Genomic DNA, 23,193 nt, shown 5'->3' on the forward strand with positions numbered 1-23,193 from the left:
TTATTCACCCTTATTTTTAGTGAGGATGGCAAAAATCTCACTTAATTGCTCTTCGGATAAATCATTCATGCGTCTAGCCATCAAGCCAGCCGTATCCCGGCCTAAAATACTATGGGGCTCAATCGTGAAGCTCTTACGCGCTCTGTCTGCTGCTCGCTTTAATTTTTCTCTAAACTCTTCAGCCAAGCCATAAACATGAGCAATAACTTCTTCAAATCCTTGAGGCGGCGATTTTTTTCCGACTTCAACAGCAGAAATGAAGGCAGAAGATTTCCCGATTTTATCCGCCATATCCATTAACCGCTCATCGCGGTCGATACGGATTTTTCGAAGCTCCTTTCCGAATTCTGTTACCATTCTAAGGCACCTCCTGTTGGGGTATGACTATTTATATATTAACCCGCTCGGTTGAATCAAGTGTTTGGTGAAAAAATTAAACCTTTGAAGTTAATTTTTTTCAGTGACGTCAGAACTATCCTTCCTCAACCTCACCCCAGCCCCACCACCATTCTCTTCAATGAACTCGACGCCGGCAGTTTCCAGGGCGGAGCGGATGGCGGTGAGGGTGGATTGGCGGGGTGTAACCGCATTGCTTTCAACACGGACCAACGTGCTTTTCGGAACACCACTAACTTCAACGAGTTGATCGCGTGTCCAATCAAGTAAGCCTCGTGCTGCCCTGATCTGTGATGCATTAATGGTATTCACAGTGTCATTTCCGCTTGCAATTCATTTCGTATAATGACATTCTCAATACCATTCTGCAATAGCAGAACGGCTGAACCGGAGGGGTCGGATCCTCCAAGTCCAGCCTAACCACACACCGAAGGATAAGTTCGGCAATGGCTAAGCACGCCCATAGCGTACGGGCTCGCGCCTGTACATTCATTTGTTCCCCTATGTGGGGGAATTTACTCGCTCTCTTTGTTCCTGTCTTTGCCGCGCTTGCCATTATCTGGCTTGGCACGCCTGACCCGGTTACAGCCGGTCACGGAGCTCTGGCGCTGGAGGCCGTGCGATGAGCACCCCGACAACCCTCGAAGCCGCCTTCTCTCTGGAATGGAATGCAAAATACATCCGCCGCGCAACCGCCGTGGCCGATGCGCTTGCCCACTTTGCTGCTGATGAAGGAGGCACAGGCCGAAGCGGAAATGCGGACATCGTAGCCGGAGGGGTTCTTTTCCTGTCCTCATACCTTGGGATGATTGCCGCCGAGGCAGAGAGCAACGCCACAGCCTTCAAGGGAGATGCACAATGAGCAAGATCCCCGCAGCCCTCTGCGCAAACCAAGCTGTAACCTTGGACGGCATCCAGAACGCCCTGATGATGCTGATGGGCGAAATTTACGAGCATATGGATGAAGGGCATGACCCGGCCCCCACGCACAACGACTGTGCAGCATGGGGCGATGGCCTGTCCTGGCTGGTTAAATCCATTGGCCGGGTTCGTTATGAACTGCGGGAGGTGCGGTCATGAAAGACATCATGCCCCTGACGGCTTTTGAACAGGAAAGCATCAAGAACCTCAGGATCCCGGACGTCATTCTGCATGATGCCAGAAAGCTATCAGGGCTGGTTGTGGCCGTGGCCGAAAGTGGCGTTGGCGACGGCCGCGAGATCACCGAGCCAGAAGCACTGCTGTGGCTGGCCCACCGCCTGCAAGACAAGCTGGATCTTCTGGCCACGCTTTCGGGCACTGATGATGTGCCCGGCTGGATGCAAAAGGAGCTGTCGGCATGACCACTCCCATTCAAACCGCGACCATTGCCGCCCTCAGCTCCGACCGCTGCTGCTGGAAGGAACCGACCTTCGACGCCGGGCTACCACACAGCCGGAGATATATGCGGGCATGGCGCAAGGTTATCAGAACCAAGGCTCGGGGCATTCAGGATCTGCGCTGCAAAGCCCGGCTGGTCCTGCTGAACGCAGAAGACCCGAACAGCATGGAAGCCAGTCTGGCGCGTGACGTGCTGGCCATGACGGGAGGGCGGCATGGTTAAACGGACTCCCGCCCCGCAGCGGGGCACTCGGGGGATTTCCCGACTGGCGACACGCGACCGGCTGGACAGGGTTCAGAACGCAAGCTGGGAACTGAGCGCCATTGGTGAGTGCTTGGCCGCGATAGGACGTGATCTGGAGCTTGCGCCATGCGACCAGAAGCCGCCAGCGGGCGGCACAGGCAACGCTCTGAACTGGCTTGCCTCAGAAATCGACCGGCGCTGTGTGCTGATTGATGAGGCTTTGGCATAACTCGTTAATATTAAAATTTATCCACAATACACCGTCTTTAGCTTTATCACCCCAAGAAAATCGTGAAATGTCATGAAAAAACAAGAAGTTATTAAAATACTTGCGCCCGGTACCGCCTTAAGGTATGAATTTATCACAATCGCAAAAGTGCGTCTGGATGCCTCCAGCCGTTTTCTGATTGACACCCGCATGCGGGTTTTGGTAAATTCTACCCACAATTGGTTGACTGCGTCTGGCGTAACTCGTGAGAACGAGGCTGCGCCTTTTTTGTATCCAGATGCATATAGCTGGTTCTCTATTGACGCCTGCGCGCAGTTTTTGATAGCTTCTAGCCACAGTCGATTTTCTGTATCAAGCGCACTCCGCACCATGCGGGCTGCGCTTTTTTTTGTTCTCTCTCAAATCGTAAAAACCCCAGCAGGCAACGGATGATCGCAAGATCAGCCGCGCTTCCGTACGTCTATATGCGTAGGAGTAAACATGACTACTCAGTCTGAAAATACTGGATCCAGTGCACTCCCTCTCATGGTGTCTGTTTCAGACGCGCCGAGAGTGTTCGGCATGTCTCGATCTCATGCTTACCGGTTGAAGGAGCAGGGATTGATCGAAATGGTGAAAATGGGCCGGTCAACCATGATCAAAACTGAAAGCATGCTGTCCTATATCAACAGCCTGCCTCCCATGAAGCCGGGTCAGTCCTGAAATAAAAAAACCGCCAGCCTGAGAACAGACTGACGGCCTTCTTAGATGGCAAACGCAAGCAGCCATTTAATAGCATAGGCGCTCGTCAGGTACAATTAGAATCTCAGGCAAGTAATAAGGGAAATCCTTTATGAACACGCAAAAGCGTGCATGCCCCCGGCTTGCCTTGCTGCCAAAACCGACCGTGACATCAGGAAAATGCACATCCGTCGATATTTTGTCGGATGGCATTATTGACTGGGACTATGTTGAGCACCTCTGGGTCCATCCCATGCGGGACGAGAATAATGGCCTGATATATGCCCCGTGTGTTGTTTTCCTCGACAATACATGGATGCCTATTGGTCCCATTGGGACCTTAGAAGCGGCGCGCCGTACTTGCTTCCGTTGGTCTGCCCTGCACGACAGGGGCGTAAAAGATAAATCAGACCCGCCAGCACCGTTCGGCATCTCGCCTGAAGGCTCAATTGTTGACGTCAGGCTCTTTGAGCTTGGTGATTCTCTTCCCGGCGATCCATGGCACTATGATGAGAAGACAGGCGAATTCCGTCTCAACCTCGTCGTCCTCGGGGTTGAGCTGGCAAATAGCGCCCTATGCCCAGACATTACTCTTGAAGAACGCATTGCAGACATGGATGCAAAGCTGAAGAAAGTGGAAGGCACTTTGCGTTCTTGCGACACCGTTCAGCCCCACCTTGCGAAAGCTTACGTCGCCAAGGCCCGTGAAGCTGCCGTGTTTTGGCTGACCGAATTGCAGGCTGAGGAAGATGCCGAGGTTGAAACCCCTGAGGAGGATGGCCGGTCTTTTGCTGACGCCGTGCGTAAAGAGGGTGTCACCTATAAGCAGGCAGTACTGAAGCTCGGGAAATACCTATGTGATATCTATTCCAATATCAGGAACGAGGACGGCACACCTCTGGCTGATGCGGAGGAACGCAAGCACAAGGCCTATAAAGCAGGTGTAGAGCGCCTCGCTTATTTTGCGGGGGTGTCAGCATGAGCGCGGTGCTCGATTTGCGCCAGAGCGCGATGCCTGCCAGCCCGGTGGCCCTTTATGCCCAGAAACTGGCCCGGCATGGTCTGAAAGTTTTCCCATGTAATGAGGATAAAACACCCGCCTGCAAATGGGGTGAACTGGCCACAAAATGTCCTGAAAGCATCCCTATGTTGTGGCGCACTTATCCGGGCGTGTTGATTGGTGTCGTGACCGGCGCTGTGTCTGGCTTCGATGCTTTAGATATCGACCTGTATAAGCCTGAGGCCGATGACTGGTATCAGGAGCACTGCACCCGCCTGACAGGCACACGCACGCACCGCACCCGATCTGGGGGACTCCACCTCCTATTCAGGCACCGGGAAAATATGCGCAACAGTGCAAGCCGGATTGCCTCTGGCGTCGACGTGCGGGGGGATGGGGGGTACATTATCTGGTGGCCTGCTGCCGGGTATGAGGTCGTGGATAAAAGCGCAGCAACGCAATGGCCCGCATGGCTTGTAGAGATGGCGCAGCCCTCTCTGCCTCCCAAAGCCGACCTGAAGCAAATCGAAGACGGCATGAGAAATGCCGACCGGTATGTGCAGGGGGCCGTGCGGGCCGCTGTTCAGGCCGTAGCCTCTGCACCAGCAGGAGGGCGGAATGACCGGCTGAATGCTGAAACATTCTCGCTGGCTCGTTTTATTTCTGAAGGCTACCTGACTGCTACCGAGATAGCCTATGCCATGTCCGCGGCGGCACTACAGGCCGGACTGTCAGAAGCAGAAATACAGAAAACGATTGCATCTGCTTTGCGGGCGAGGGCGGGTGTATGACGGAAACGGTTAACATTGAAGAGATTGTCAGAAATGCCACCCGCGCGGCGTCTGATAAGAAAATCAGTATCGAAGCAAAAAGCCAGAGCCTCATTCTGATTGATGACGAAGCATGGGATGAGGATTCCATACCAGCCCGCCCATGGGTTGCTGAAGGTTTCCTGCTACGGGGCGCTGTGACCGTTATTGTCGGTGCGCCAGCAGCGGGGAAATCGAGCCTGATGGTCGGCTGGGCAGCATCCCTTGCGCTTGGCATGGAATATGGAAAGCTTAGGCCCATTAAGGCGCTCTCCGTCATGACATACAACGTGGAAGACGACCGGGACGAGCAGCGTAGGCGCTTCACCGCGTTCCTGCGCTGGTCCGGCCACTCCCCATGTCAGCTTGGCTCTAAACTGACACGGCTCGGGACTGATGGTGTCGGCACTCTTCTTGCTCTGAACAGCGAAAACGGCATCCAAGGAACGCCAGCCATGCAGCAGTTGGAGCGTGAACTTGAGGCACGAAAACCCGACGTGCTGATGCTTGACCCGTTTGTGGAACTGCATGAGGTCGAGGAGAACGACAACACCTCCGTTCGTACTGTGATGGCGTATTTTCGCAGCCTTGCCATCAAATACAATATGGCCGTCGTCCTGCTGCACCATACCCGTAAGGGGGCCGCAGGGAGCCCAGGAGATCCAGACGTTGCACGCGGGGCTTCTGCAGTTATCGGGGCAGCGCGTATCGTGCTCACCGTGAGTGTTATGAGCGAGCAGGAAGCTCAGAACTTCGGATTGCCAGCAGACCATCACCGTTATTTCTCGCGTGTCGATGGTGCCAAGATCAACGCCGCACCTATCGGCAAAGAGGAATGGTTTGAGCGCCAGTCCTACGAACTCTCCAATGGGGACCGAGTGGCAATGATGAGGCCGTGGACACCTCCGCAGGATAGCGTGTCAGTGGAGCAGAAACTGGCAATAACGGCTGATCTTGAAAAGGGTAGTTCAACAGGCCCATGGAACCCTCGCATCACTTCAGAAGATCGTTCCGTAAAAATGGTTTTCGATAGACATGGGGTAACGGGAAAATTAGCCCAAAAGAAGTTGCTTGACGAATTGAAACATCAAGGTTGGGAAATCACCGAATACCGGAAAAGCAACCGTGTGCCAGCAAAGGGACTACGCTCACCTGACGGGGCACCAGTTCATGTGGATTGGCTTGAGGGAAGTTCTAATGACTAGTGCGCTTTCTCGTGCAAAAGCCGTGCGCACGACTAGTAACGAACCCCTATAGGGAAATGAGCAGTCGTGCGCTCATTTTCCCCGTGCGGGTTCTCGTGCAGTTGCCGTGCAAAACAGAGCCTGATTTAAAGACAATGTGTTCCCCGTGTACCGGGGCTGGAGAAAGATCGGTTTGAGTGCTCAGAAGGCGCTCCCGAAAAAATCCCCCCTGATGGCCAGCCTTCTTCCGCCAGCGCTGCGAGGGTTTTCTTTCGCGTCTGTCCTAAAAAGCAAGCCTTTCAGGACATAGAAAACGTGGGACAAAATGACGGAAAGTCCTTGTCCTAAAAATTACCATTTGACTTTTGAGACATACACGGCGTAACTTCTAAGAGGTTTTAGGACATGAGGAACGCCATGAAGATCGGATACGCCCGCGTCTCGACGGTAGATCAGGACGCCGGATTGGAAGCCCAGATACGCGACCTTAAAGCCGCTGGATGTGAGAAGATATTTTCTGAGAAAGTCAGTGGCACAGACAGCCAGAGGCCAGAGTTGCTGGAAGCTCTGGGATATATCCGACCCGGCGATGTGCTGGTTGCGACAAAGCCCGACCGCCTGGCCCGCTCTACTGCTGACCTTTTGGGCTATGTGCAGACACTTCGGGGCAAGCAGTGCGGTCTTATCGTGCTCTCCATGAACGGCACAACGCTCGACACCACCAGCCCTACATCAAAGCTCATGCTGACCATGCTTGCCGCTGTTGCTGAGTTTGAACGTGACCTGATGCTGGAACGCCAGCGGGAGGGCATTGCCAAAGCCAAAGCAGAAGGCCGCCCCATGGGCCGTCCTCGTACCGTCCTTTCAAAGACCGAGACCATCCGCCAATTGAGACAAAAAGGCCTCTCTGCAGCCGATATTGCACGCAAGCTGGGTATCGCCAGATCTGGGGTCTATCGTGCTCTGGAAACAGAAAAGCATAACGCCAATCTGTAACAATTCGTGATGCGGTCATTATGTGGCGTCTCTGTCTGTTCCCCACTGTGTCTGGCTGTTTCTGGATTTATAGAATAACCCTTTTATATCAAGGGTGTTTCCAATTTTAGTGTTTGTCATGAAAAAAATACCCCTGATATAAAGGGGGTATGAAAAAGATAGGCCCCTATTCGAGACCAGATAGTCTCAAGAAACTCGACGGTAGGAGCAAAGAAGCGCGGCTGCTCAAAGACGTGCGCTCTGCACTCGTCGATCATGTAGGCGGCGCACCCTCCATCACACAGCTTGCTCTGATTGATCGGGCCGCTTGGCTCACCCTCCACATGACCATAATGGACAGCCACATGCTGGCTGGTGGTACTCCTGCCGAGCGGGATGCACGCCAGTATCTGGCATGGGCCAATACGCTCACACGAACCATGCGCTCTCTCGGTCTGGATAAGGCACCGGCTGTCGCTCGCGGGCTTGATGCTCTGTTGGCTGAACGGAGAACCCGCGCATGAGCATGACCGTTCTGCAGGCCATGCACGACCCCGCTTTCTTCGGGGCTGAGTTCGATGCACCGACCTGGACCGCATGGGAAGCCTTCCTTGCCGCGCTGCTGGGTGAGGAAATGACTGATGAGCAGAAAACCCTCTGCCATTTGCACACTGGCCGCACAGACCTTCCTCTGGAGGCGTTCAGACGGGCCGCCCTTATCTGTGGCCGCCGCGCCGGTAAAAGCCGTGTGCTGGCTCTGCTGGGCACCTGTCTGGCCACCCTGAAAGATTATCGCCCTTACCTGTCCGCTGGGGAAGTGGCGACGGTGGGGATTATCGCTGCCGACCGCAAGCAGGCCCGCACCATCTTCCGTTATGTGCGCGGCCTGATTGCCCTCGTACCAGAAATGGAAGCGGAGGTGACGCGGGAGACGGATGAAATCATAGAGATGGCAGGCCGCCGTGTAGTGATTGAAATAGGCACTGCCAGCTTCCGTGCCACCCGTGGCTACACCTATGCCGCTGTGCTCTGCGACGAGATTGCCTTCTGGCGCGATGATAGCAGTGCCAACCCTGATGAAGAGATCCTGCGGGCCTTGCGTCCGGGTCTGGCGACCATTCCCGGTTCCATGCTGCTGCTGGCCTCCAGCCCCTATGCGCGGCGCGGCGTGCTTTGGAAAACCTTCAAGCGCTATTACGGGCAGGAGGGAGCCACCACCCTCGTGTGGAAAGCAGCCACCCGTGAGATGAATCCTGAATTCGATGAGCAGGAAGAACGCGAGGCTTACGAAGAAGATCCCGCTGCCGCCGCTGCGGAGTATGGCGCTGAGTTCCGTAGCGACATTGCATCTTTTGTCGCCCCGGAGGTGGTTGAAGCCTGCACAGTGCAAGGCCGCCATGAACTGCCACGCGATAGCCGACACCGCTATGTTGCCTTTGTTGACCCGTCTGGCGGCTCATCAGACAGCATGACACTGGCTATTGCTCATCATGAGGATGAGTGCGCCATTCTTGATCTGGTGCGCGAAAAGAAGGCTCCATTCAGCCCGGAAAACACCGTGGGGGAATTCTGCGAGACGCTAAAAGCCTATGGCATTACCTCCGTCACTGGCGACCGATACGGCGGTGAGTGGCCACGTGAGCAGTTCCGCAAGAATGGTGTGCAATACAATCTTTCTGAAAAGGTGCGGTCTGACCTTTATCGTGACCTTCTGCCTGTTCTCAATTCCGGAAAAGTTGAGTTGTTGGACATTCCCGTACTGTCACGCCAGCTCTGTGGCCTGGAAAGACGAACCGGCAGAAGCGGCAAAGATAATATTGATCATGCACCAGGAGGCCATGACGACGTGGCCAATGCTGTTGCAGGCGCTCTTCTGATGCAGAGGGCACGCAGGATGCCAAAATTCACACCACAAATAGTTCAGAAAATCGCTCAGCAGGGCGGGAAAGGAAATCTACCAATATGGGCAAGATAGAACAGGTCGTTGACCGTGCCATGTCACAGGAACGGAAGCGGAGACATGAAGCTGAGAAGGCTCGCCTGATGGTTTCTCCTCTGATTGGAGACGTTATCGGCCTTGATAGTGCTGATGAAATTTACCGTCATGCACTGAAGGAAAACGGCATTTCTACAGGTTCATCCAATACCGCAGGCATGCAGGCAATGATTCAGATGCTGCTGAACACAAAGAGTGGCTCATCCACAGCAATGCCAGCAATGGCTACCGATACGATGCCAGAAACCGGCAGTGTGCTGTCTGGCATTCCTACCCCTCGCAAACTTTAAGGATAAAGTGAATGTCGTCACTATCAACTGATCCGCTACGGCAAGAGCTTGATACCGCCATTAAAAAGCGGGATGCTTTGAGGGCTGAACTCTCTGGAATCAAAAACGCACAGGAGAAAATTTCTGCGCGTATATCAGAACTTCGTAGAAGCCTGAATGCTGCAGAAGATGCCTTTTCTAATGCAAAGGAACAAAGTGTCACAAACCTTGTCAGTGAAGCTATGGGAGAAACGCACGGTGAAATGCCATCGATGCGTAAGCTACGCGCGGACCTTGCTGCAGTAGAAGATGAAATCGACGCGGCAAAAGACGCAAAAGAAAAACTTGAAGGTCGGCAGAAAAATATCGACCAGTCTCTGATGCTTGCAAAAATGAATTTTCGATCTGCTTTTAATGCAGTTGTCGGTAATAGCAATTCAGTCTCTCGCCTTTTGGAAGAAACAAAATCTCTGGAAGAGCAGATTATCGAACGCATGTCTCAGCTTTGCTATTTGGTAAAACAGGGTCATCTCAACAGCGGTATTTACAATACTCTGTCTCTACATCCAGTCGTCAGAGGGCATGCCCCTCCAACATCAGAACAGGGCTTGTGGGAATTTCTTTGTGCAAAATCAGGGAAGATCATGCCTCCTGAATGGCAAGAAGCTTTGGCCTTATTGGATCAGGACGCATCCACACCTCTCCCAAATTCGGCGGGCTCTACTCCCAAAAAGAATCCAATCCGCAAATTGATGGGAGGATCATAATATGCGTGAAGCACAATGCACACGTCTTAATGGGTTTCTTGAGGAACGTCTTCCAGCGGAGGCCTGGGGAGATTTTTCAGAAATGCTGGAAGCTCTGAGGGCACGTTATGATGACGCAGGTCCAGACGATACTGAAGTCGCAATGCGAACCATCGATCTCATAAACTTCCTTGATGCTCGCTTACCGGTCGATGAGATGGAACGCGTTAGAAAAATCATTTTTGGGACAGATGACCAAGGCAATGTGCTCTCAGCAGATGCTGCTCTGCGGGTCCGGTGCGGCATACGTGCCGATGAATATGCTCGGCAAAGGGTCGCCCAGACCACTGGCGTAAACATTATGGCCACAGATAGTGCGGAAGACGCTTACAGGTTAGGCCTTTCGGCACTTGGGCATGACCCGTCAACTGTTCCTGAAGCATCCCTCCGATCTGTCTTTGAAGGTTTCCTGAGCAAAAATCGATCTGACTCATCTGCATCAGCGGACCTTACAGCTAGGCTTGGGATCGCAGCCCCACGGAAATTGGGCTGATGCATTTGATTCTTCAAAAACTCTAAATTAAGCGAGGCGTAATCCATGCCCACCATAATCGATGCCCTCGTCGTCTCTCTGGGGCTCGACGCCAAGGCTGTCGTGAAGGGGCAAAAGCGGGAGAGCTGCTGTTTACGCTGTGGGTAGGCTCCAAATTCCTTGCCGTTTTACGCAACGTTGAGTTGTTGGCTGCCGCCACTGGTGCAGGCGTGACAGGTCTTGGAAGGGTGATGGCGGTAGCGGGCATTGGCTATGCTGCTCAGGAGGGACTGAACTACGTTGACCCCGGAGATAAAGCAGGGCGTTGGATTGATAATAATATCCCCGGTGCGGCCATTCTGGATAACTGAATGTCACAGTTATGGTGTGGGCCGATCATACGCTGAGCAGGATGTAGCCTCGCAAACGCCAGAGGGCATTGCAGACCGGCAAAACGTCCTCAATCAGATTGATCGAAAATACGGGCTGCCAGAGGGTACGATGGATGCGCTGTGGGCGCAGGAAAGCGGCCGAGGAAAGAACGCAAAGGATTCCTCAGCTGGCGCGCAGGGTGATTTTCAGATCATGCCGGATGTGGCCAGAGAAGCGCACATTGACCCTCATAACTGGAGGCAGGCTGCATCCTACGCCGCGATGAGAGTCGCACATGACCGGGACCAGTTTGGCAGCCTTGCTGCTGGTATCGCGTCCTATAATGCGGGGGCTGTACGCATATCAGGACTGCAAAAAAGGTATGGAAACGAGTGGCAGTCTCATGCCCCTCAGGAAACGATTGATTACATCAACAGCATTTCCCGTGCCGTGGATGCTGCAAACCAAAGAGCCTCTACGAGCAGTAATAGTCACACCGTGAACCACACGTTTGGTGACACTCATATGACCGTGAACACCAAGGCCAGCGACCCACGTGAGGTGGCACGGGCCATTAAGTCAGCTCAGGATGGTCATCAGAGAAGGCTGACGTGGCAGGCCAATATGGGCCTTACGTGAGAGGGGTATTAAGAGGGGTAACGAAACCCTACACTCTTAAAAATCTAATCATTTCAAAGGATTAGGAAGGGGAACTGGTGGAGCCAATCGGGATCGAACCGACGACCTCCTGAATGCCATTCAGGCGCTCTCCCAACTGAGCTATGGCCCCACACTGTTCCATTCAGGCCACATGACGTGGCTTGCCTGTGCACGCCTGATACAAGACGATTTCAGGGCTGACAAGTCCCTATTTTAGGAAAACAGCACCCCCATCTCTCTCAGCCCTTCCAGCAAAGGCAGGAGCGGCAGACCGAGAATAGCCGTCTGATCTCCCTCCATCCGGGCAAACAGATGCAGGCCCGGCCCCTCAATACGGTAGGCTCCGACAGAATACAGGCACTCTTCACCTTCCGCTGCCAGATAGGCATCCAGAAAGGCGTCAGAAAAGGAACGCATTGTCAGTTGAGGTTCAGAGACATGCTGCCACAGGACCTGCCCGTTCCGGCACACCACTACAGCCGTATGCAGGGTATGGGTCTGGCCTTTTAGGGAGAGAAGCTGTGTCCGCGCTGCGGGGAGGTCCGCAGGTTTGTCATACCAGCTTCCATGACAGGAAAGCATCTGGTCCGCCCCGATAATAAAAGCATCCGGGCAGGAGAGGGAAAGCGCCTTGGCTTCCGCCAGACGGAGGGCAACTGTCTGCGGCGTTGCCCCCTTTGCCCATCCGGCCTGTTTAAGAGGCGCTTCATCAACAGAAGACGTCAGCACGGAGAAGGTCAGTCCGGCATTTTCCAGAAGTGTGCGGCGGATAGCAGATCCGCTCGCCAGAACCAGTTTATGGCGCGAGTCCTGTATTGGAGTCGGTTTGAGTACTAAATCTGTCACGAAAGCGAGTCTCTTTCAGGTACTGAGCAATAAGGGGGATGTGAGTACTCTCCTGAGTACCGGGGTACATGTGGATTGTACGGCGATCATGACAAGCGCGTACCGAGTACCGTGCACAACTCACAAGAGTCATGAACCGGTGAGTTGTACACACCCTCATTTGGGTACATTCTGGATAACTCTGAAAACCTCAGCATTTCCAACGCTCTGCAATCTGTACACAGTGTGGGAAAGATGGGGTACATTTTCGGAATGGTGGGTACCCCGTCATCCACAGTACCCTTTAACCTCTAAATCCATTTCTATTCTTTTATTTTATATTTTAGGACCGTGGACAGGTTGGACAAAGACGTGCAGGACTTCAGGCCATGACCAGCAACACAGATACCCCCCCCTCCAAACGCCTGCTCAGAACATTGAACGGTGAGGCTGTCTGGCCACCGCCAATGTGGCTGATGCGACAGGCAGGACGTTTCCTCCCGGAATTCCGGGCCATGCGCGCCAGAGCAGATTTTCTGACACGCTGCATGACACCGGAGATTGCGACTGAACTGACCTTGCAGCCTATCCGCCGCTTTGGGATGGATGGCGCTATTCTGTTCTCTGACATTCTCATTCTGCCCTGGGCCATGGGGCAGTCCCTTGAGTTTGTTGAAGGCACAGGGCCGGTTCTGGGCGCAATCCGCAGTGAAGCCGATCTGGCAAAACTCGATCCTGCGCGCATTGCAGAGGTGACGGCTCCGGTTCTGGAAACGCTATCACGGCTCAGAAGCATTCTGGATGGCCCTGACGATATTGGCGTTGCAAAAGGGGGTGCAACGACCCTGCTCGGCTTTACCGGCTCCCCCTTCACGGTTGCCTGCTACATGGTGGAAGGCGGCGGCTCGCGTGAATTTGCCATAACCCGCAGCATGGCTTTTTCTGAACCCGCGTTGTTTGACAGGCTGATGGCGCTGCTGACGGAGCAGACGGCAACCTATCTCTGTGCCCAGATTGAAGCGGGCGCTGAAGCTGTCATGCTGTTTGATTCCTGGGCAGGTTTGCTTTCTCCCACAGAATTCCGCAAACATGTGATCGCGCCGACGCGCCAGATTGTGCAGGCCATTAAAGCGCGTTACCCCTCCGTGCGCGTTATTGGTTTTCCGCGTCTTGGCGGCGTGATGGTGGCAGAATATGCGCGGGAAACCGGCGTGGATGTTCTCGCACTCGATACCGGGGCAGATTTTGCCACTGTGCGCAGCATGGTGCCGGAACATGTCGCCTTGCAGGGCAACCTTGACCCGGTTGCCGTTCTGGCCGGCGGTGAGGCCATGCGGCGTGAAGCTCTGGCTGTGCGTAATGCCGGTCACGGCCGCGCGCATGTCTTTAATCTTGGGCACGGTGTTCTGCCGCAAACGCCTGTTGAGCATGTGGCGGATCTGGTCAAAACAGTGCGGGAGACCGGTTTATGACGCAGGCTTTAGCACTTTCTCCTGAAGGGCACCTGAAACTTGTCATTTTTGACTGTGATGGTGTTCTGGTGGACAGTGAGCAGACCTGTTGCCGGATCAGCGCGGAAGAAGCCCGCGCTGCTGGCCTGACTATTCCGCCTGAAAAGGCGGTTGAAGAATTTTCCGGCATGGCATTGCCGGAAATTCAGAAAGATATTGAAAAGAAAACCGGAAAATCTCTCGGGGCTGACTGGGCAGATCGTGTCCAGAAGCGTTTTGTTGAAGCGATGAAACAAGGCGTTGACCCGATTGATGGCGTGCATGCCATGCTTGAAGGCGTCAGAAAATTGGGTTTGCCTGTGCGTGTCGGGTCCAATTCCTCGGTTGAGGAAATGGATGCGAAATTCATCGCAACTGATATGACGCATTATTTTGCAAACCGGATTCATTCCGCGCGGGATATGGGCGTGCCCAAACCCCGGCCAGATGTGTATCTGCATGCCGCAGCACAGGAAGGCGTTTCGCCTGAAAACTGCGTTGTGCTGGAAGACAGCAATACCGGTGCGCGGGCGGCGGTGGATGCCGGGATGATGTGTGTTCTGCTCCGGTCGGGGTCAGAGCCGGTTCCGGACTGGAAAAACCTGATCCGTATCCATCATCTTTCAGAATTTGTACCGCTTTTACAAAAAGCCTTGCAGAGTCAGGGATCAGTCTGATGACGTTTGATGCTCTTCTGCCCTGGGTACGCTGGATTCTGGCCTTTCACGTCATGTCTGTCATGGCGTGGATGGCTGGTCTTTTCTATCTGCCGCGTCTGTTTGTCTATCACTGTCAGGTGCGCATCGGCTCAGAGGAGAGTGAGCGGTTTAAAATCATGGAGCGCAGATTGCTGCGCGCCATTATAAACCCGGCCATGTGCGCCAGCCTGCTGTTTGGTGTGCTTCTGGTGTTAACGCCGGGAAGTGTGGACTGGCATGCAGGCTGGTGGCATTGCAAACTTACTGCACTGGTCGGCATGTTTGTGTTTCATGGTTTTTGTGCCCGCTGGCGGCGCGAGTTTGCGCAAGACAGAAATACCCACCCGGAACGATATTACCGGATAGCGAATGAGATCCCGACGGTTCTCATGATGATTATCGTCATTATGGTAATTGTTCGCCCGTTCTGAATAATCTGTGAGGCTCTCTGATTCCGTCAGAAAAGTCAGAAAGCCTCGCAGAAAAAATTCATACGTTTTTTAAATCAATCCCTGTACACGAAGCAGTCCAAAAGCTGAGAGTGTGACCATGCAGGTGATCTCATTTTTACGGATCATCTCCTCCACCTCTTCCAGTAAAAGCGTGTGGCAGGTCATGTCCTGTTCAGTTTCTTCACGCGCGCACGGGCCTTGTGTCAGCCCGGTCGCCAGATAGACATGTCCCTTCTGGGTGGTGAAGCCCGCGCCCTGATACATCACACCGGCATGATGCAGCGTTTTGGCAATCAGCCCTGTTTCTTCCTGTAATTCTCCGGCGGCCAGTGTTTCCGGTGCGGCGTCAGGCCGGTCTTCCCACATGCCCATGGGGAATTCCCACAGCCGCTGGCCAATCGGGTAACGATACTGGTTGACCAGCGTTACGGTGGGTCGCCCGTCTTCTGTTTCACCCAGCGGCAGGATAACAACAAATTGACCGCGCTCGACCACCCCATACAGCCCATCTTTGCCATTGGGCCGCCGAATGATGTCTTCCCTTACGCGGGTCCATGGGTTTTCATAGGCGATACGGGAAGAGAGCGTGACATATCCGCCTGCGTCCGGAAGAGGCTTCGTCATGGAGCGGGTCTTTCATCTGGAAATAGGATCTTGAACACGCTGTATAGCATCATTTTTTGAGGAATGTTTCATGTCGGAAGGGGCTGTCCGCACGTCCTCGGTTACGTTTGTTATTCTGGTCGTCGTGATTTTTACGCTGTTTTGTTACACGGATATTGGCCTGCAAATTGCCGTCGTGCCCCTGTTTGTGCGGGAAAAACTTGGCTTTAGTTCCGCCATGGCGGGGTTTGCTGTCTCTGTTCAGTATCTGGCCACGTTCGCCTCCCGCGTCGGGGCAGGGAAGCGGGTGGATACAGATGGCCCGAAGCGTGTGGTGCTGATGGGTCTGAGCACCGGCGTGCTGTCTGGCCTGCTGCTGGTTGCGGCCGCTCTGCTGGTGGCCTGGCCACGTCTTGCCCTGTTGTGTGTGCTGGCCGGGCGTGTTGCGCTGGGGGTTGCGGAAAGCTGGGTGGCAACGGCCGTCATTATCTGGAACATCCGCAGGGCAGGGGTCAGCCGCACCGCGCAGGTCATTTCCTGGAACGGGGTGTGTTCTTATGGTGGCATCGCGCTGGGCGCGCCTGTTGCGACACTGATCTACCATAGTGTGTCCGTGCCGGTTCTCGGCGGATTTGCGGGTGTTGGGCTGTTGTCTGCGGCGCTGATGGGGATAGGGATTCCGCTGGCTTTGCGTCAGCCAGCCGTGGCCCCGCTGGTTGCGGGCAAGCAGCCTTCATTTTTTACCGTGTTAGGGCGTGTCCTGCCCTACGGGCTTGCACTTGCTGCCGGGTCCGTCGGGTTCGGGGCAATTTCCGCAATGCTGGCACTATATTTTTCTGATCAGAACTGGAGTGGCGCGGCGTTTGCGCTGGCGTTGTTCGGGATTACGTTTGTGCTGACCCGCTTTGCGTTTACCCGCCAGATTGCAAAACAGGGCGGAATTACCGTGGCGATGGTCTCCTTGCTGGTGGAAGCTCTGGGGCTGTTTGTACTGGCCTTTGGGCAGACTGTTGCGTGGGCTTATGTTGGCGCGGCTTTGACAGGGGCAGGGTTTTCTCTGGTGTTTCCTGCACTGGGTGTTGGCGCTGTGGCGCAGACAGGCCCGGAGAGCAAAGGGGCGGCAATCGGGGCATTTTCTGTCTGTCTGGACATAGCCATAGGGATTTCTGGCCCTCTGCTGGGCCTGATGATCCCGCTCTGGGGGTATGGTGCCGTGTTTCAGGCTGCGGCTTTTGTCAGCCTTGTTGGGGTTGGGCTGTGTGTGGCGCTTAACAAGAAAACCCGCCTTGCGTCCTGAAACAGTCTCGTAAAGATTTTCAGCCCTGCATAAGCCGTGAAAACACGGTATGGTTTTTTGCTACTCAGAACGTGAAAAAAAGGAGAAGGACCCTATGCCCTCGACCCTGAATGCTGTTGCCGTTTTCTGCGGGTCTCGCTTTGGGAAAAACCCGCTTTATAAACAGGCTGCGCAGACCGTTGGCCAGACGCTGGCACAGGCCGGCATCCGTCTGGTGTATGGCGGCGGCGCACATGGGCTGATGGGCGTTGTGGCAGATGCAACCCTCCGTGCAGGCGGTGCTGTTACCGGTGTAATTCCCGATTTTCTGGAAAGCCGGGAAAAAATGCATGAAGGCGTGGCCGAACTGATCGTAACGGACTCGATGCATACCCGGAAGCAGATCATGTTCTCACGCGCGGATGCGTTCTGGATTCTTCCCGGCGGCTTTGGCACGTTTGATGAGATGATGGAAATTCTGACGTGGAAGCAGCTTGGACGCCATAGCAAGCCAATTATCCTGATTAACACGGCAAACTGGGCCGATATGCTGCTTGCCGCCTTGGATGCTGCCGTGGAGCTGGGGTTTGCCTCAGCAGAGGCACGGGCCATGATTGAGGCCGTACCGGACGTTGAAACAGCGCTGTCGCGTTCTCTGTGTGCGGAGCAATCCGACCGCGTCGCTGTGGATCAGCTCTGAGAGCAGCAGAGAATTCCACTTCTCTGCGTTTCACCTCTTGCTAAGAGGGCCGGAGAGGGGTATAGCCCGGTCACGGTCATCGGAGTGTAGCTCAGCCTGGTAGAGCACTGTGTTCGGGACGCAGGGGCCGGAGGTTCGAATCCTCTCACTCCGACCAGACTTTTCCCGCAAAAACTGTTAAATCTGTTCCCCCTCTTTCAGGGTGAGACCAATGGATTTATGGCCAGATCTCTCTGGCACAGGATGTGCATCTGATGCACGGCAGCCTGCGTCTGGCGGCCTGCCTCAGCCATCAGATTGCCGTATGGCGCATCTATTCTCCCTTTAAATGGCTGAAACGCTATATCGTGTGTCAAAGCTGACATCTAAAACGCGTCAGGCAGCTTTCCTGTGGAAATCCGGTCAACGGTTTCCCACGTCTTATTCAGAGATACGTTATGTTCCGTGCAGGAACCGGATGCCAGAATCAGGCCGGATGGCTGGCCATAAGAGGGGGCAGATCATGAAACGCACTTCACTGCATTATGGACGGCTGGCGGCATGCCTGCTGCTGACCTGTGCTCTCTCTCCTGCTGCGCTGGCCCATCCCGGCGGGGGAGGTGGCGGGTTTGGCGGCGGCGGTGGCATGCACGGCGGTTTTGGTGGTGGTCCCGGTGGTGGCTTTCACGGAGGCCCCGGTGGCGGGCCGGGCGGTGGATTTCATGGCGGCGGCCCCGGATTTGGCGGCGCTGGTTTCCACGGTGGTCCGGGGTTTGGCGGTGGACGGCCCGGCGGTGGCTTTGGTGGTCCGGGCTTTCATGGTGGCCCCGGTGGCGGCTTCAGGGGCGGCTTTCACGGCGGGCCCGGCTGGGGCGGCAGGCCGGGTGGCTTTTACCGTGGCGGCGGCTGGGGCCGTGGTGGCTGGTGGGGCGGCCCCGGCTGGGGAGGCTGGGGTTATCCCGGTTACGGCTGGGGCTATCCGGGCTATGGCTGGGGATATGGTATGTGGGGCAGCCCCTACTGGGGTGGCGGCTGGGGCTGGGGCGCGCCTTTTGCGTTCGGGTCCGTGGTTGGTCTGGCTATAGGCGCTGCGGCAGCCTCTGCCGCGGAGGAGAGCTATCAGGCTCCTCAGACCATGTATGCCCCTCCGTCTTATTATGCTGAGCCTACGGAAGCGCCTGTGGCGCAGGGAGGGTATCCCTCTGATACGCAACCGGCTTATTACGGAACGGCCCCTCAGGCGGCGCCGCAGGGGTCTGATGTGGTGCATTGCAGTGCCGGGCGGTTCTTCAATTCCTTAACGGAAAGCTGCGATAAACGCTGATCTCTTTTTATCAGTTCTGAAAAGGCCGTCTTGAGAACATAGCCTCTCAGGCGGCCTTTCTTTTATTCCGGCACCATTCTGGTTTACCCTCTCGGACAGACAAGAATCTGTGTGAAAAGGTGGTGCGACGGTGTCTGGCAGTTTTGAAAAAACGTGGCTCTTTAAATTTATCCGTCCAGCCCGCACAGGGCTTCTGACGGCCCTGCTGGCCGGGAGTGCCTTCTCGGCCGTACAGGCTGCGGAGCCGGACCCGTTCCAGATTTTTGCGCCGCTTTCTTACCCTCAGCCGGTCAATCTTTATCATTCCGGCAACGGGGCTCCCGGCCCTATGGCCTGGCAAAACCGGTCTGATTACACCATCCATGTGCATATTGACCCCGCCACACATACCCTGTCTGGCAGTGAAACGCTGACTTACACCAATAACAGCCCGGAAAGTCTTTCAACGCTCTGGCTGCAACTGGACCAGAATATTTATCAGCAGGGCTCACGCGGTGCCTATGCCGCGCCACAGCGCCTCCAGAACCACACCGATGGCATGGTGATTGAGGCTGTGGCCGTGAGTCTGGATGGGCATGAAACGCCTCTCACACCGCTTGTTTCAGACACCCGGATGCAGTTGTCCCTACCGCAGCCTCTGGCGGGGAAGGGCGCGCATCTGAGCCTGAAGATTTCATGGCATTATACGATCCCTGCGGAATGGGGCGGCCGTACGGCTTACAGCCAGAGCCGGGATGGTGAGATGTATGAACTCGCCCAGTTCTACCCCCGCATGGCGGTGTATGACGCTCAGCGCGGCTGGGATACCGCCCCGTATCTTGGACAGGAATTCTATCTGGATTACGGAGATTTTGACTACAGCGTCACCGTGCCAAAAGGATTTCTGGTGGCGGGGAGCGGTGTGCTGACAAACCCGGATGCCGTGCTGAGCGCGCAGGAAAAAGCCCGGCTGGCACAGGCGGCTACCAGCGAGACCCGTGTGCAGATCCGTACGGCGGATGATGTAAAGGCTCTTGTGCGCCAGCCCCAGACGGAGATGCAGACCTGGCAATTCCATATGGCCAATACGCGGGATGTTGCCTTTGTGGCGTCTCCCACATTGCTCTGGGACGCTGCACGGCTGGACCTGCCCCCACTTGAGAAAGGGGATGCCAAAAATCCTGCCCCGCGTCTGGCAATGTCGGTTTACCCCGCAGAGGCTGTCGGAGCTGCAAAATGGGATCGTTCAACCGAGTATGTGAAACATGCCATTGAGTATTTTTCGGGCAAATGGTTTGCGTATCCCTGGCCGAACGCGGTGAATGTCGGTGGGCATGGGGCCGCTATGGAATATCCAGGCATAGTTTTTGACGGTAAGGACGATGCCGGAGCAGAGCTGTTCTGGGTGACGACTCATGAACTGGGCCACGGCTGGTTCCCCATGATTGTTGGCTCTAATGAGCGCCGGAATGCCTTTATGGATGAAGGCTTCAATACGTTTATTGATGTTTATGCGTCGGACCATTTCAACCATGGGGAATTTGCCCCCAAAAAGGATGTGGAGTTTGCGCCGCAGACCGGGCACCCGGCCGATGATATTGTGCCGGTGCTGAAAGATAAGTCAGCCCCGGTCCTGATGACGCCGTCTGACCTGATTTCTGAAAAATATCGCCATAGCGTGACGTATTTTAAGGGCGCATATGGCCTGCAACTGCTGCGGGAGCAGATACTGGGGGCAGAGCGGTTTGACCGGGCATTCCAGCATTATATTGCGCTCTGGGCCTTCCGGCATCCCACACCGTCTGACTTCTTCCGGGTGATGGAAAGTGAGGCCGGGGAAGACCTCTCATGGTTCTGGCGGGGCTGGTATTTCCAGAACTGGGGGCCGGATTACAGCCTGAAATCTGTTTCTTACGTCAACGGGAATCCCGTGCAGGGGGCCCGCGTGCAGGTGGAAAACAAAGGGTGGCTTCCCCTGCCTGTCGTGCTGGCCATTACATGGATGGACGGAAGTTCTGCCCGGCTGACCATTCCTACGGAAACCTGGTATCAGCGCAATACGGTCACGCTCCAGATTCCGGGCAAACAGGCCATTCGCTCAGCAGTGCTGGACCCGGATCACATGATCCCGGATCTGAACCGGGCGGATAACAGCTTCAGCGTCAAGCTGACTTCGGCGCATGCCGCGGCTCCCGCAGCCACGCCTGCACCAACTCTTCAGGGCACCCCGGTGCCCTGACAGACGTGCCCTGACAGGTGTGTCTGTATAAAGAGTGTCCGTATAAGAGTGGCATAGCAGAAGGGGCGCTCCAGCCAGCAGGCAGGCTGTCTCAGCCGCCTGATGGAATGGGTGCCCCTTCAAGATTCAACAGCCAGCGTTTATCGTCTATGCCACCGTCACCAGAATATCCGCCAAGTCCGGTCTGAGAGACAATGCGGTGGCAGGGAATCAGAATGGGAATGGGGTTTCGGCCAACGGCCTGCCCGACAGAGCGGGCGCTTCCACCCACATCCTGTGCCAGTTCCTTATAGGTTTTAACGGTCCCGACCGGTGTCGCGCAGAGCGCGTTCCACACCCGCTTCTGGTAGTCCGTGCCAAAGATGGGTTCCAGCGGGAACGGAAAGTCACCAGCGGCTTTCGGATCATCAAACCAGGTATCCAGCCAGTCCCGCGCGGCGCAGAGCATGGGAGTTTCTGTCTGGTCCCGCCCCCAGCCCCAGTCGAGCGAGATGATTTTGCCGTCTTCTTCTGTCAGGGTCAGCGGCCCGATGGGGGAATGGAGAGAAAGCTGGGGCATGGGTCTTTGTCCGTCATAATGGAGGCTTTATAAGGCCCATAGTATGCGCGGCAGCCTGAGGCTTGTCATGTTAAGAAAGACAGCGCGCGTGTCTGGTCGGAAACACGGATGCGTTTTTAGCTGACACCTGCGTGCCGATTTGTTTTAGAAAGCGCGGATAAAGCCAGCATTTCAGAACATTCAGGCTTTTCAGAGATTATGCAGGAAGGACAACATCCCCGTGGCGTATCAGGGTGAAGACACAATTTTTGCATTATCCACGGGGCTTGGGCGCGCGGCGATTGCTGTCATGCGCGTCAGCGGTGCGGGAAGTGAAGCGCTGCTGAAAAAGCTGATTGGCCCCCTTCCGGGAGCACGCAGCGCAGCACTTCGCCGCGTGTGGCAGGATGCTGAAACCCGGAATAACCTTCTGGATGAGGCACTGGTGCTCTGGTTTCCCGGCCCCAGAAGCTACACGGGGGAGGATGGGTTTGAACTCCATCTGCACGCCGGCCCAGCCGTGATCAAAGCGGTGGCGGAAGCTCTGGTTGAAGGGGGCGCCCGCCCGGCAGAAGCCGGAGAATTTACCCGTCGGGCATTTATGAATGGCCGCATGGATCTGGTGGAAGCTGAAGGGGTTGCCGATCTGGTTGAGGCGGAAACCGAAAGCCAGCGTAAACTGGCCCTCGCGCAGACAGACGGGGCGCTCAGCCGCCTGTATCAGAACTGGGCTGACCGGCTGAAACGTGTTCTGGCGCATCAGGAAGCCTTGATTGATTTCCCGGATGAAGACCTGCCACCGGAGGTTGAACAAAGCCTTCTGGATGAAATTCATGCTCTGATCGCCGCTATGCAGACGCATATTCAGGAAGGGGATCGCGGGGAGCGTATCCGCCGTGGGGTCGTGTTTGCGATTACCGGCCCCCCCAATGCGGGCAAATCCAGTCTTTTAAACTGGCTGGCAGACCGGGATGCCGCTATTGTCTCCCCCATAGCGGGAACGACGCGGGACGCTATAGAAATCAGCGGTATTCTGGCCGGTGTGCGTGTGACGTTTGTTGATACGGCAGGCCTGCGGGAGACAGAGGATGCCATTGAGGCTGAGGGCGTAAAGCGCGCATTGTTTCACGTGAAACAGGCCGACTGTGTGTTGCAGATGTTTGCCGCAGGCGACGCACCGCAGCATGTGTTTCCTGCGAGTGTGCTGATTGGCAACAAGACGGATCTTGGCCCTGTGCCACAGGCTGTTCAGGGGCATCGGGTGATGCCGGTCAGCCTTGAAACAGGGCAGGGGCTGGACCAGCTTAAAGCTATGCTGGAGCAGAAGGTGGAAGCTCTGACGGCATCATCAGCCTCTGGTGCACCGCTTTTGACCCGTGCACGGCATAAAGCAGGTGTTAAAGAGGCCTGTGCGTGTCTTGAAGGGGCCTTGCAGCAGGACTGGCCGGAAATGCGTGGGGAAGAATTACGGCTTGCTATGCGGGCTCTGGGGCGGCTGACGGGGCATGTGGGGGTGGAAGACCTTCTGGATGCTGTGTTCGGCCAGTTTTGTATCGGAAAGTAAGGGTAAGGCGGCAG

32 protein-coding genes and 2 tRNA genes are annotated in these 23,193 nt (G+C 55.4%); 28 read left to right on the forward strand and 6 right to left on the reverse strand.

All coding sequences use genetic code 11. From position 1 onward, the window contains the following. Both KP699_RS00370 and KP699_RS00375 read right to left on the reverse strand, forming a co-directional pair. Nucleotides 1-357 (reverse strand): helix-turn-helix domain-containing protein, encoded by a 357-nt coding sequence (locus KP699_RS00370; protein ID WP_215761246.1) that lies wholly within the window; start codon nucleotides 355-357, stop codon nucleotides 1-3. Nucleotides 358-447: 90 nt separating this feature from the next. Further along, on the reverse strand, nucleotides 448-708 hold the full coding sequence (locus KP699_RS00375) for a helix-turn-helix domain-containing protein (protein ID WP_215761248.1): 261 nt from the start codon (nucleotides 706-708) through the stop codon (nucleotides 448-450). Between the two features lie 134 nt (nucleotides 709-842). Here KP699_RS00375 and KP699_RS00380 point away from each other — a divergent pair, with 134 nt between their 5' ends. From KP699_RS00380 to KP699_RS00470, 19 genes are all read left to right on the forward strand, one after another. Next, on the forward strand, nucleotides 843-1,022 hold the full coding sequence (locus tag KP699_RS00380; RefSeq protein WP_215761250.1) for a hypothetical protein: 180 nt from the start codon (nucleotides 843-845) through the stop codon (nucleotides 1,020-1,022). Then, on the forward strand, nucleotides 1,019-1,258 hold the full coding sequence (locus KP699_RS00385) for a hypothetical protein (protein WP_215761252.1): 240 nt from the start codon (nucleotides 1,019-1,021) through the stop codon (nucleotides 1,256-1,258). The genes KP699_RS00380 and KP699_RS00385 overlap by 4 nt, the downstream gene beginning before the upstream one ends. After that, nucleotides 1,255-1,476 (forward strand): hypothetical protein, encoded by a 222-nt coding sequence (locus KP699_RS00390; protein WP_215761254.1) that lies wholly within the window; start codon nucleotides 1,255-1,257, stop codon nucleotides 1,474-1,476. The genes KP699_RS00385 and KP699_RS00390 overlap by 4 nt, the downstream gene beginning before the upstream one ends. Next, nucleotides 1,473-1,739 carry a hypothetical protein gene (locus tag KP699_RS00395; RefSeq protein WP_215761256.1) on the forward strand — a complete coding sequence of 89 codons (267 nt, stop codon included), beginning with the start codon at nucleotides 1,473-1,475 and terminating at the stop codon, nucleotides 1,737-1,739. The genes KP699_RS00390 and KP699_RS00395 overlap by 4 nt, the downstream gene beginning before the upstream one ends. Next, nucleotides 1,736-1,999, forward strand: coding sequence for a hypothetical protein (locus tag KP699_RS00400; RefSeq protein ID WP_215761258.1), 264 nt, complete (start codon nucleotides 1,736-1,738; stop codon nucleotides 1,997-1,999). Before KP699_RS00395 ends, KP699_RS00400 begins: the two co-directional genes overlap by 4 nt. Further along, nucleotides 1,992-2,249 (forward strand): hypothetical protein, encoded by a 258-nt coding sequence (locus tag KP699_RS00405; protein ID WP_215761260.1) that lies wholly within the window; start codon nucleotides 1,992-1,994, stop codon nucleotides 2,247-2,249. The genes KP699_RS00400 and KP699_RS00405 overlap by 8 nt, the downstream gene beginning before the upstream one ends. Before the next feature lie 72 nt (nucleotides 2,250-2,321). Beyond that, on the forward strand, nucleotides 2,322-2,681 hold the full coding sequence (locus tag KP699_RS00410; RefSeq protein ID WP_215761262.1) for a hypothetical protein: 360 nt from the start codon (nucleotides 2,322-2,324) through the stop codon (nucleotides 2,679-2,681). A 129-nt stretch (nucleotides 2,682-2,810) separates the two neighbouring features. Further along, nucleotides 2,811-2,951 carry a hypothetical protein gene (locus KP699_RS00415; protein WP_215761264.1) on the forward strand — a complete coding sequence of 47 codons (141 nt, stop codon included), beginning with the start codon at nucleotides 2,811-2,813 and terminating at the stop codon, nucleotides 2,949-2,951. 130 nt (nucleotides 2,952-3,081) lie between these two features. Next, nucleotides 3,082-3,951 carry a hypothetical protein gene (locus KP699_RS00420; protein WP_215761266.1) on the forward strand — a complete coding sequence of 290 codons (870 nt, stop codon included), beginning with the start codon at nucleotides 3,082-3,084 and terminating at the stop codon, nucleotides 3,949-3,951. After that, entirely contained in the window at nucleotides 3,948-4,760 is an 813-nt protein-coding gene (locus KP699_RS00425) for a bifunctional DNA primase/polymerase (protein ID WP_252346708.1), read from the forward strand. The genes KP699_RS00420 and KP699_RS00425 overlap by 4 nt, the downstream gene beginning before the upstream one ends. Continuing rightward, the gene (locus KP699_RS00430) at nucleotides 4,757-5,983 is read left to right on the forward strand and encodes an AAA family ATPase (protein ID WP_215761274.1); all 1,227 of its coding nucleotides are present in this window, start codon (nucleotides 4,757-4,759) and stop codon (nucleotides 5,981-5,983) included. Before KP699_RS00425 ends, KP699_RS00430 begins: the two co-directional genes overlap by 4 nt. 396 nt (nucleotides 5,984-6,379) lie before the next feature. Then, on the forward strand, nucleotides 6,380-6,958 hold the full coding sequence (locus tag KP699_RS00435; RefSeq protein WP_215761275.1) for a recombinase family protein: 579 nt from the start codon (nucleotides 6,380-6,382) through the stop codon (nucleotides 6,956-6,958). Between the two features lie 149 nt (nucleotides 6,959-7,107). Further along, nucleotides 7,108-7,461 carry a hypothetical protein gene (locus KP699_RS00440; RefSeq protein ID WP_215761277.1) on the forward strand — a complete coding sequence of 118 codons (354 nt, stop codon included), beginning with the start codon at nucleotides 7,108-7,110 and terminating at the stop codon, nucleotides 7,459-7,461. After that, nucleotides 7,458-8,912, forward strand: coding sequence for a terminase large subunit domain-containing protein (locus KP699_RS00445; protein WP_252346709.1), 1,455 nt, complete (start codon nucleotides 7,458-7,460; stop codon nucleotides 8,910-8,912). The genes KP699_RS00440 and KP699_RS00445 overlap by 4 nt, the downstream gene beginning before the upstream one ends. Further along, nucleotides 8,900-9,223: a hypothetical protein gene (locus KP699_RS00450; RefSeq protein ID WP_215761279.1), complete on the forward strand. Its 324-nt coding sequence runs from the start codon at nucleotides 8,900-8,902 to the stop codon at nucleotides 9,221-9,223. Before KP699_RS00445 ends, KP699_RS00450 begins: the two co-directional genes overlap by 13 nt. 11 nt (nucleotides 9,224-9,234) lie before the next feature. After that, nucleotides 9,235-9,969 carry a hypothetical protein gene (locus tag KP699_RS00455; RefSeq protein ID WP_215761281.1) on the forward strand — a complete coding sequence of 245 codons (735 nt, stop codon included), beginning with the start codon at nucleotides 9,235-9,237 and terminating at the stop codon, nucleotides 9,967-9,969. A gap of 1 nt (nucleotide 9,970) precedes the next feature. Further along, on the forward strand, nucleotides 9,971-10,501 hold the full coding sequence (locus KP699_RS00460) for a hypothetical protein (RefSeq protein WP_215761283.1): 531 nt from the start codon (nucleotides 9,971-9,973) through the stop codon (nucleotides 10,499-10,501). Between the two features lie 209 nt (nucleotides 10,502-10,710). Further along, nucleotides 10,711-10,851 carry a hypothetical protein gene (locus KP699_RS00465; protein ID WP_215761285.1) on the forward strand — a complete coding sequence of 47 codons (141 nt, stop codon included), beginning with the start codon at nucleotides 10,711-10,713 and terminating at the stop codon, nucleotides 10,849-10,851. Nucleotides 10,852-10,867: 16 nt separating this feature from the next. Then, the gene (locus KP699_RS00470; protein WP_215761290.1) at nucleotides 10,868-11,491 is read left to right on the forward strand and encodes a transglycosylase SLT domain-containing protein; all 624 of its coding nucleotides are present in this window, start codon (nucleotides 10,868-10,870) and stop codon (nucleotides 11,489-11,491) included. 75 nt (nucleotides 11,492-11,566) lie between these two features. On the opposite strand, the gene KP699_RS00475 is transcribed toward KP699_RS00470, so the two are convergent. Together KP699_RS00475 and KP699_RS00480 are read right to left on the reverse strand one after the other, a co-directional pair. After that, a tRNA-Ala gene (locus KP699_RS00475) sits at nucleotides 11,567-11,642 on the reverse strand. Between the two features lie 83 nt (nucleotides 11,643-11,725). Continuing rightward, nucleotides 11,726-12,358, reverse strand: coding sequence for a nucleoside triphosphate pyrophosphatase (locus KP699_RS00480; RefSeq protein ID WP_215761291.1), 633 nt, complete (start codon nucleotides 12,356-12,358; stop codon nucleotides 11,726-11,728). 368 nt (nucleotides 12,359-12,726) lie between these two features. Between KP699_RS00480 and hemE the strand changes: the two genes are divergently transcribed. The 3 genes from hemE to hemJ are packed head-to-tail and all read left to right on the forward strand — an operon-like array spanning nucleotide 12,727 to nucleotide 14,956. Beyond that, nucleotides 12,727-13,809 (forward strand): uroporphyrinogen decarboxylase, encoded by a 1,083-nt coding sequence (gene hemE / locus KP699_RS00485; RefSeq protein WP_215761292.1) that lies wholly within the window; start codon nucleotides 12,727-12,729, stop codon nucleotides 13,807-13,809. Beyond that, nucleotides 13,806-14,504, forward strand: a complete 699-nt coding sequence (locus KP699_RS00490; RefSeq protein WP_215761293.1) for an HAD family phosphatase — start codon at nucleotides 13,806-13,808, stop codon at nucleotides 14,502-14,504. The genes hemE and KP699_RS00490 overlap by 4 nt, the downstream gene beginning before the upstream one ends. Further along, entirely contained in the window at nucleotides 14,504-14,956 is a 453-nt protein-coding gene (gene hemJ, locus KP699_RS00495; protein ID WP_215761294.1) for a protoporphyrinogen oxidase HemJ, read from the forward strand. The genes KP699_RS00490 and hemJ overlap by 1 nt, the downstream gene beginning before the upstream one ends. Nucleotides 14,957-15,025: 69 nt before the next feature. Here hemJ and KP699_RS00500 read toward each other — a convergent pair whose 3' ends face one another. After that, a complete protein-coding gene (locus KP699_RS00500; protein WP_215761295.1) occupies nucleotides 15,026-15,601 on the reverse strand; it encodes an NUDIX hydrolase in 576 nt (191 codons plus the stop codon). Between the two features lie 70 nt (nucleotides 15,602-15,671). Here KP699_RS00500 and KP699_RS00505 point away from each other — a divergent pair, with 70 nt between their 5' ends. The 5 genes from KP699_RS00505 to KP699_RS00525 all read left to right on the forward strand — a co-directional run bounded on the left by KP699_RS00505 (nucleotide 15,672) and on the right by KP699_RS00525 (nucleotide 21,077). After that, nucleotides 15,672-16,877 carry an MFS transporter gene (locus KP699_RS00505; RefSeq protein WP_215761296.1) on the forward strand — a complete coding sequence of 402 codons (1,206 nt, stop codon included), beginning with the start codon at nucleotides 15,672-15,674 and terminating at the stop codon, nucleotides 16,875-16,877. Between the two features lie 94 nt (nucleotides 16,878-16,971). Further along, nucleotides 16,972-17,556 (forward strand): TIGR00730 family Rossman fold protein, encoded by a 585-nt coding sequence (locus KP699_RS00510; RefSeq protein WP_215761297.1) that lies wholly within the window; start codon nucleotides 16,972-16,974, stop codon nucleotides 17,554-17,556. Between the two features lie 80 nt (nucleotides 17,557-17,636). Next, a tRNA-Pro gene (locus KP699_RS00515) sits at nucleotides 17,637-17,713 on the forward strand. A 345-nt stretch (nucleotides 17,714-18,058) separates the two neighbouring features. Beyond that, nucleotides 18,059-18,859 carry a hypothetical protein gene (locus tag KP699_RS00520; RefSeq protein WP_252346710.1) on the forward strand — a complete coding sequence of 267 codons (801 nt, stop codon included), beginning with the start codon at nucleotides 18,059-18,061 and terminating at the stop codon, nucleotides 18,857-18,859. A gap of 202 nt (nucleotides 18,860-19,061) precedes the next feature. Beyond that, nucleotides 19,062-21,077: a M1 family metallopeptidase gene (locus KP699_RS00525; protein WP_252346731.1), complete on the forward strand. Its 2,016-nt coding sequence runs from the start codon at nucleotides 19,062-19,064 to the stop codon at nucleotides 21,075-21,077. 91 nt (nucleotides 21,078-21,168) lie between these two features. Here the strand turns inward: KP699_RS00525 and KP699_RS00530 are convergent, their stop codons facing one another. Next, nucleotides 21,169-21,636: a methylated-DNA--[protein]-cysteine S-methyltransferase gene (locus tag KP699_RS00530; RefSeq protein WP_215761298.1), complete on the reverse strand. Its 468-nt coding sequence runs from the start codon at nucleotides 21,634-21,636 to the stop codon at nucleotides 21,169-21,171. A 220-nt stretch (nucleotides 21,637-21,856) separates the two neighbouring features. On the opposite strand from KP699_RS00530, the gene mnmE reads away from it, so the two are divergent. After that, complete coding sequence (mnmE, locus tag KP699_RS00535; RefSeq protein WP_215761299.1) at nucleotides 21,857-23,179, forward strand: tRNA uridine-5-carboxymethylaminomethyl(34) synthesis GTPase MnmE; 1,323 nt, start codon at nucleotides 21,857-21,859, stop codon at nucleotides 23,177-23,179. Nucleotides 23,180-23,193 lie beyond the last annotated feature (14 nt).

This window comes from Acetobacter sp. P1H12_c (assembly GCF_018811975.1).
In the GTDB taxonomy this organism is placed as follows: Bacteria; Pseudomonadota; Alphaproteobacteria; order Acetobacterales; family Acetobacteraceae; genus Acetobacter; species Acetobacter persici.

Excerpts from the sequence above, each read along its gene's own strand:
- KP699_RS00370 (WP_215761246.1), bottom strand. The coding sequence starts at position 357 with ATGGTAACAGAATTCGGAAAGGAGCTTCGAAAAATCCGTATCGACCGC.
- KP699_RS00380 (WP_215761250.1), top strand. The coding sequence starts at position 843 with ATGGCTAAGCACGCCCATAGCGTACGGGCTCGCGCCTGTACATTCATT.
- KP699_RS00385 (WP_215761252.1), top strand. The coding sequence starts at position 1,019 with ATGAGCACCCCGACAACCCTCGAAGCCGCCTTCTCTCTGGAATGGAAT.
- KP699_RS00390 (WP_215761254.1), top strand. The coding sequence starts at position 1,255 with ATGAGCAAGATCCCCGCAGCCCTCTGCGCAAACCAAGCTGTAACCTTG.
- KP699_RS00395 (WP_215761256.1), top strand. The coding sequence starts at position 1,473 with ATGAAAGACATCATGCCCCTGACGGCTTTTGAACAGGAAAGCATCAAG.
- KP699_RS00400 (WP_215761258.1), top strand. The coding sequence starts at position 1,736 with ATGACCACTCCCATTCAAACCGCGACCATTGCCGCCCTCAGCTCCGAC.
- KP699_RS00405 (WP_215761260.1), top strand. The coding sequence starts at position 1,992 with ATGGTTAAACGGACTCCCGCCCCGCAGCGGGGCACTCGGGGGATTTCC.
- KP699_RS00410 (WP_215761262.1), top strand. The coding sequence starts at position 2,322 with ATGAAAAAACAAGAAGTTATTAAAATACTTGCGCCCGGTACCGCCTTA.
- KP699_RS00415 (WP_215761264.1), top strand. The coding sequence starts at position 2,811 with ATGTCTCGATCTCATGCTTACCGGTTGAAGGAGCAGGGATTGATCGAA.
- KP699_RS00420 (WP_215761266.1), top strand. The coding sequence starts at position 3,082 with ATGAACACGCAAAAGCGTGCATGCCCCCGGCTTGCCTTGCTGCCAAAA.
- KP699_RS00425 (WP_252346708.1), top strand. The coding sequence starts at position 3,948 with ATGAGCGCGGTGCTCGATTTGCGCCAGAGCGCGATGCCTGCCAGCCCG.
- KP699_RS00430 (WP_215761274.1), top strand. The coding sequence starts at position 4,757 with ATGACGGAAACGGTTAACATTGAAGAGATTGTCAGAAATGCCACCCGC.
- KP699_RS00435 (WP_215761275.1), top strand. The coding sequence starts at position 6,380 with ATGAAGATCGGATACGCCCGCGTCTCGACGGTAGATCAGGACGCCGGA.
- KP699_RS00440 (WP_215761277.1), top strand. The coding sequence starts at position 7,108 with ATGAAAAAGATAGGCCCCTATTCGAGACCAGATAGTCTCAAGAAACTC.
- KP699_RS00445 (WP_252346709.1), top strand. The coding sequence starts at position 7,458 with ATGAGCATGACCGTTCTGCAGGCCATGCACGACCCCGCTTTCTTCGGG.
- KP699_RS00450 (WP_215761279.1), top strand. The coding sequence starts at position 8,900 with ATGGGCAAGATAGAACAGGTCGTTGACCGTGCCATGTCACAGGAACGG.
- KP699_RS00455 (WP_215761281.1), top strand. The coding sequence starts at position 9,235 with ATGTCGTCACTATCAACTGATCCGCTACGGCAAGAGCTTGATACCGCC.
- KP699_RS00460 (WP_215761283.1), top strand. The coding sequence starts at position 9,971 with ATGCGTGAAGCACAATGCACACGTCTTAATGGGTTTCTTGAGGAACGT.
- hemE (WP_215761292.1), top strand. The coding sequence starts at position 12,727 with ATGACCAGCAACACAGATACCCCCCCCTCCAAACGCCTGCTCAGAACA.
- KP699_RS00490 (WP_215761293.1), top strand. The coding sequence starts at position 13,806 with ATGACGCAGGCTTTAGCACTTTCTCCTGAAGGGCACCTGAAACTTGTC.
- hemJ (WP_215761294.1), top strand. The coding sequence starts at position 14,504 with ATGACGTTTGATGCTCTTCTGCCCTGGGTACGCTGGATTCTGGCCTTT.
- KP699_RS00500 (WP_215761295.1), bottom strand. The coding sequence starts at position 15,601 with ATGACGAAGCCTCTTCCGGACGCAGGCGGATATGTCACGCTCTCTTCC.
- KP699_RS00505 (WP_215761296.1), top strand. The coding sequence starts at position 15,672 with ATGTCGGAAGGGGCTGTCCGCACGTCCTCGGTTACGTTTGTTATTCTG.
- KP699_RS00510 (WP_215761297.1), top strand. The coding sequence starts at position 16,972 with ATGCCCTCGACCCTGAATGCTGTTGCCGTTTTCTGCGGGTCTCGCTTT.
- KP699_RS00520 (WP_252346710.1), top strand. The coding sequence starts at position 18,059 with ATGAAACGCACTTCACTGCATTATGGACGGCTGGCGGCATGCCTGCTG.
- KP699_RS00530 (WP_215761298.1), bottom strand. The coding sequence starts at position 21,636 with ATGCCCCAGCTTTCTCTCCATTCCCCCATCGGGCCGCTGACCCTGACA.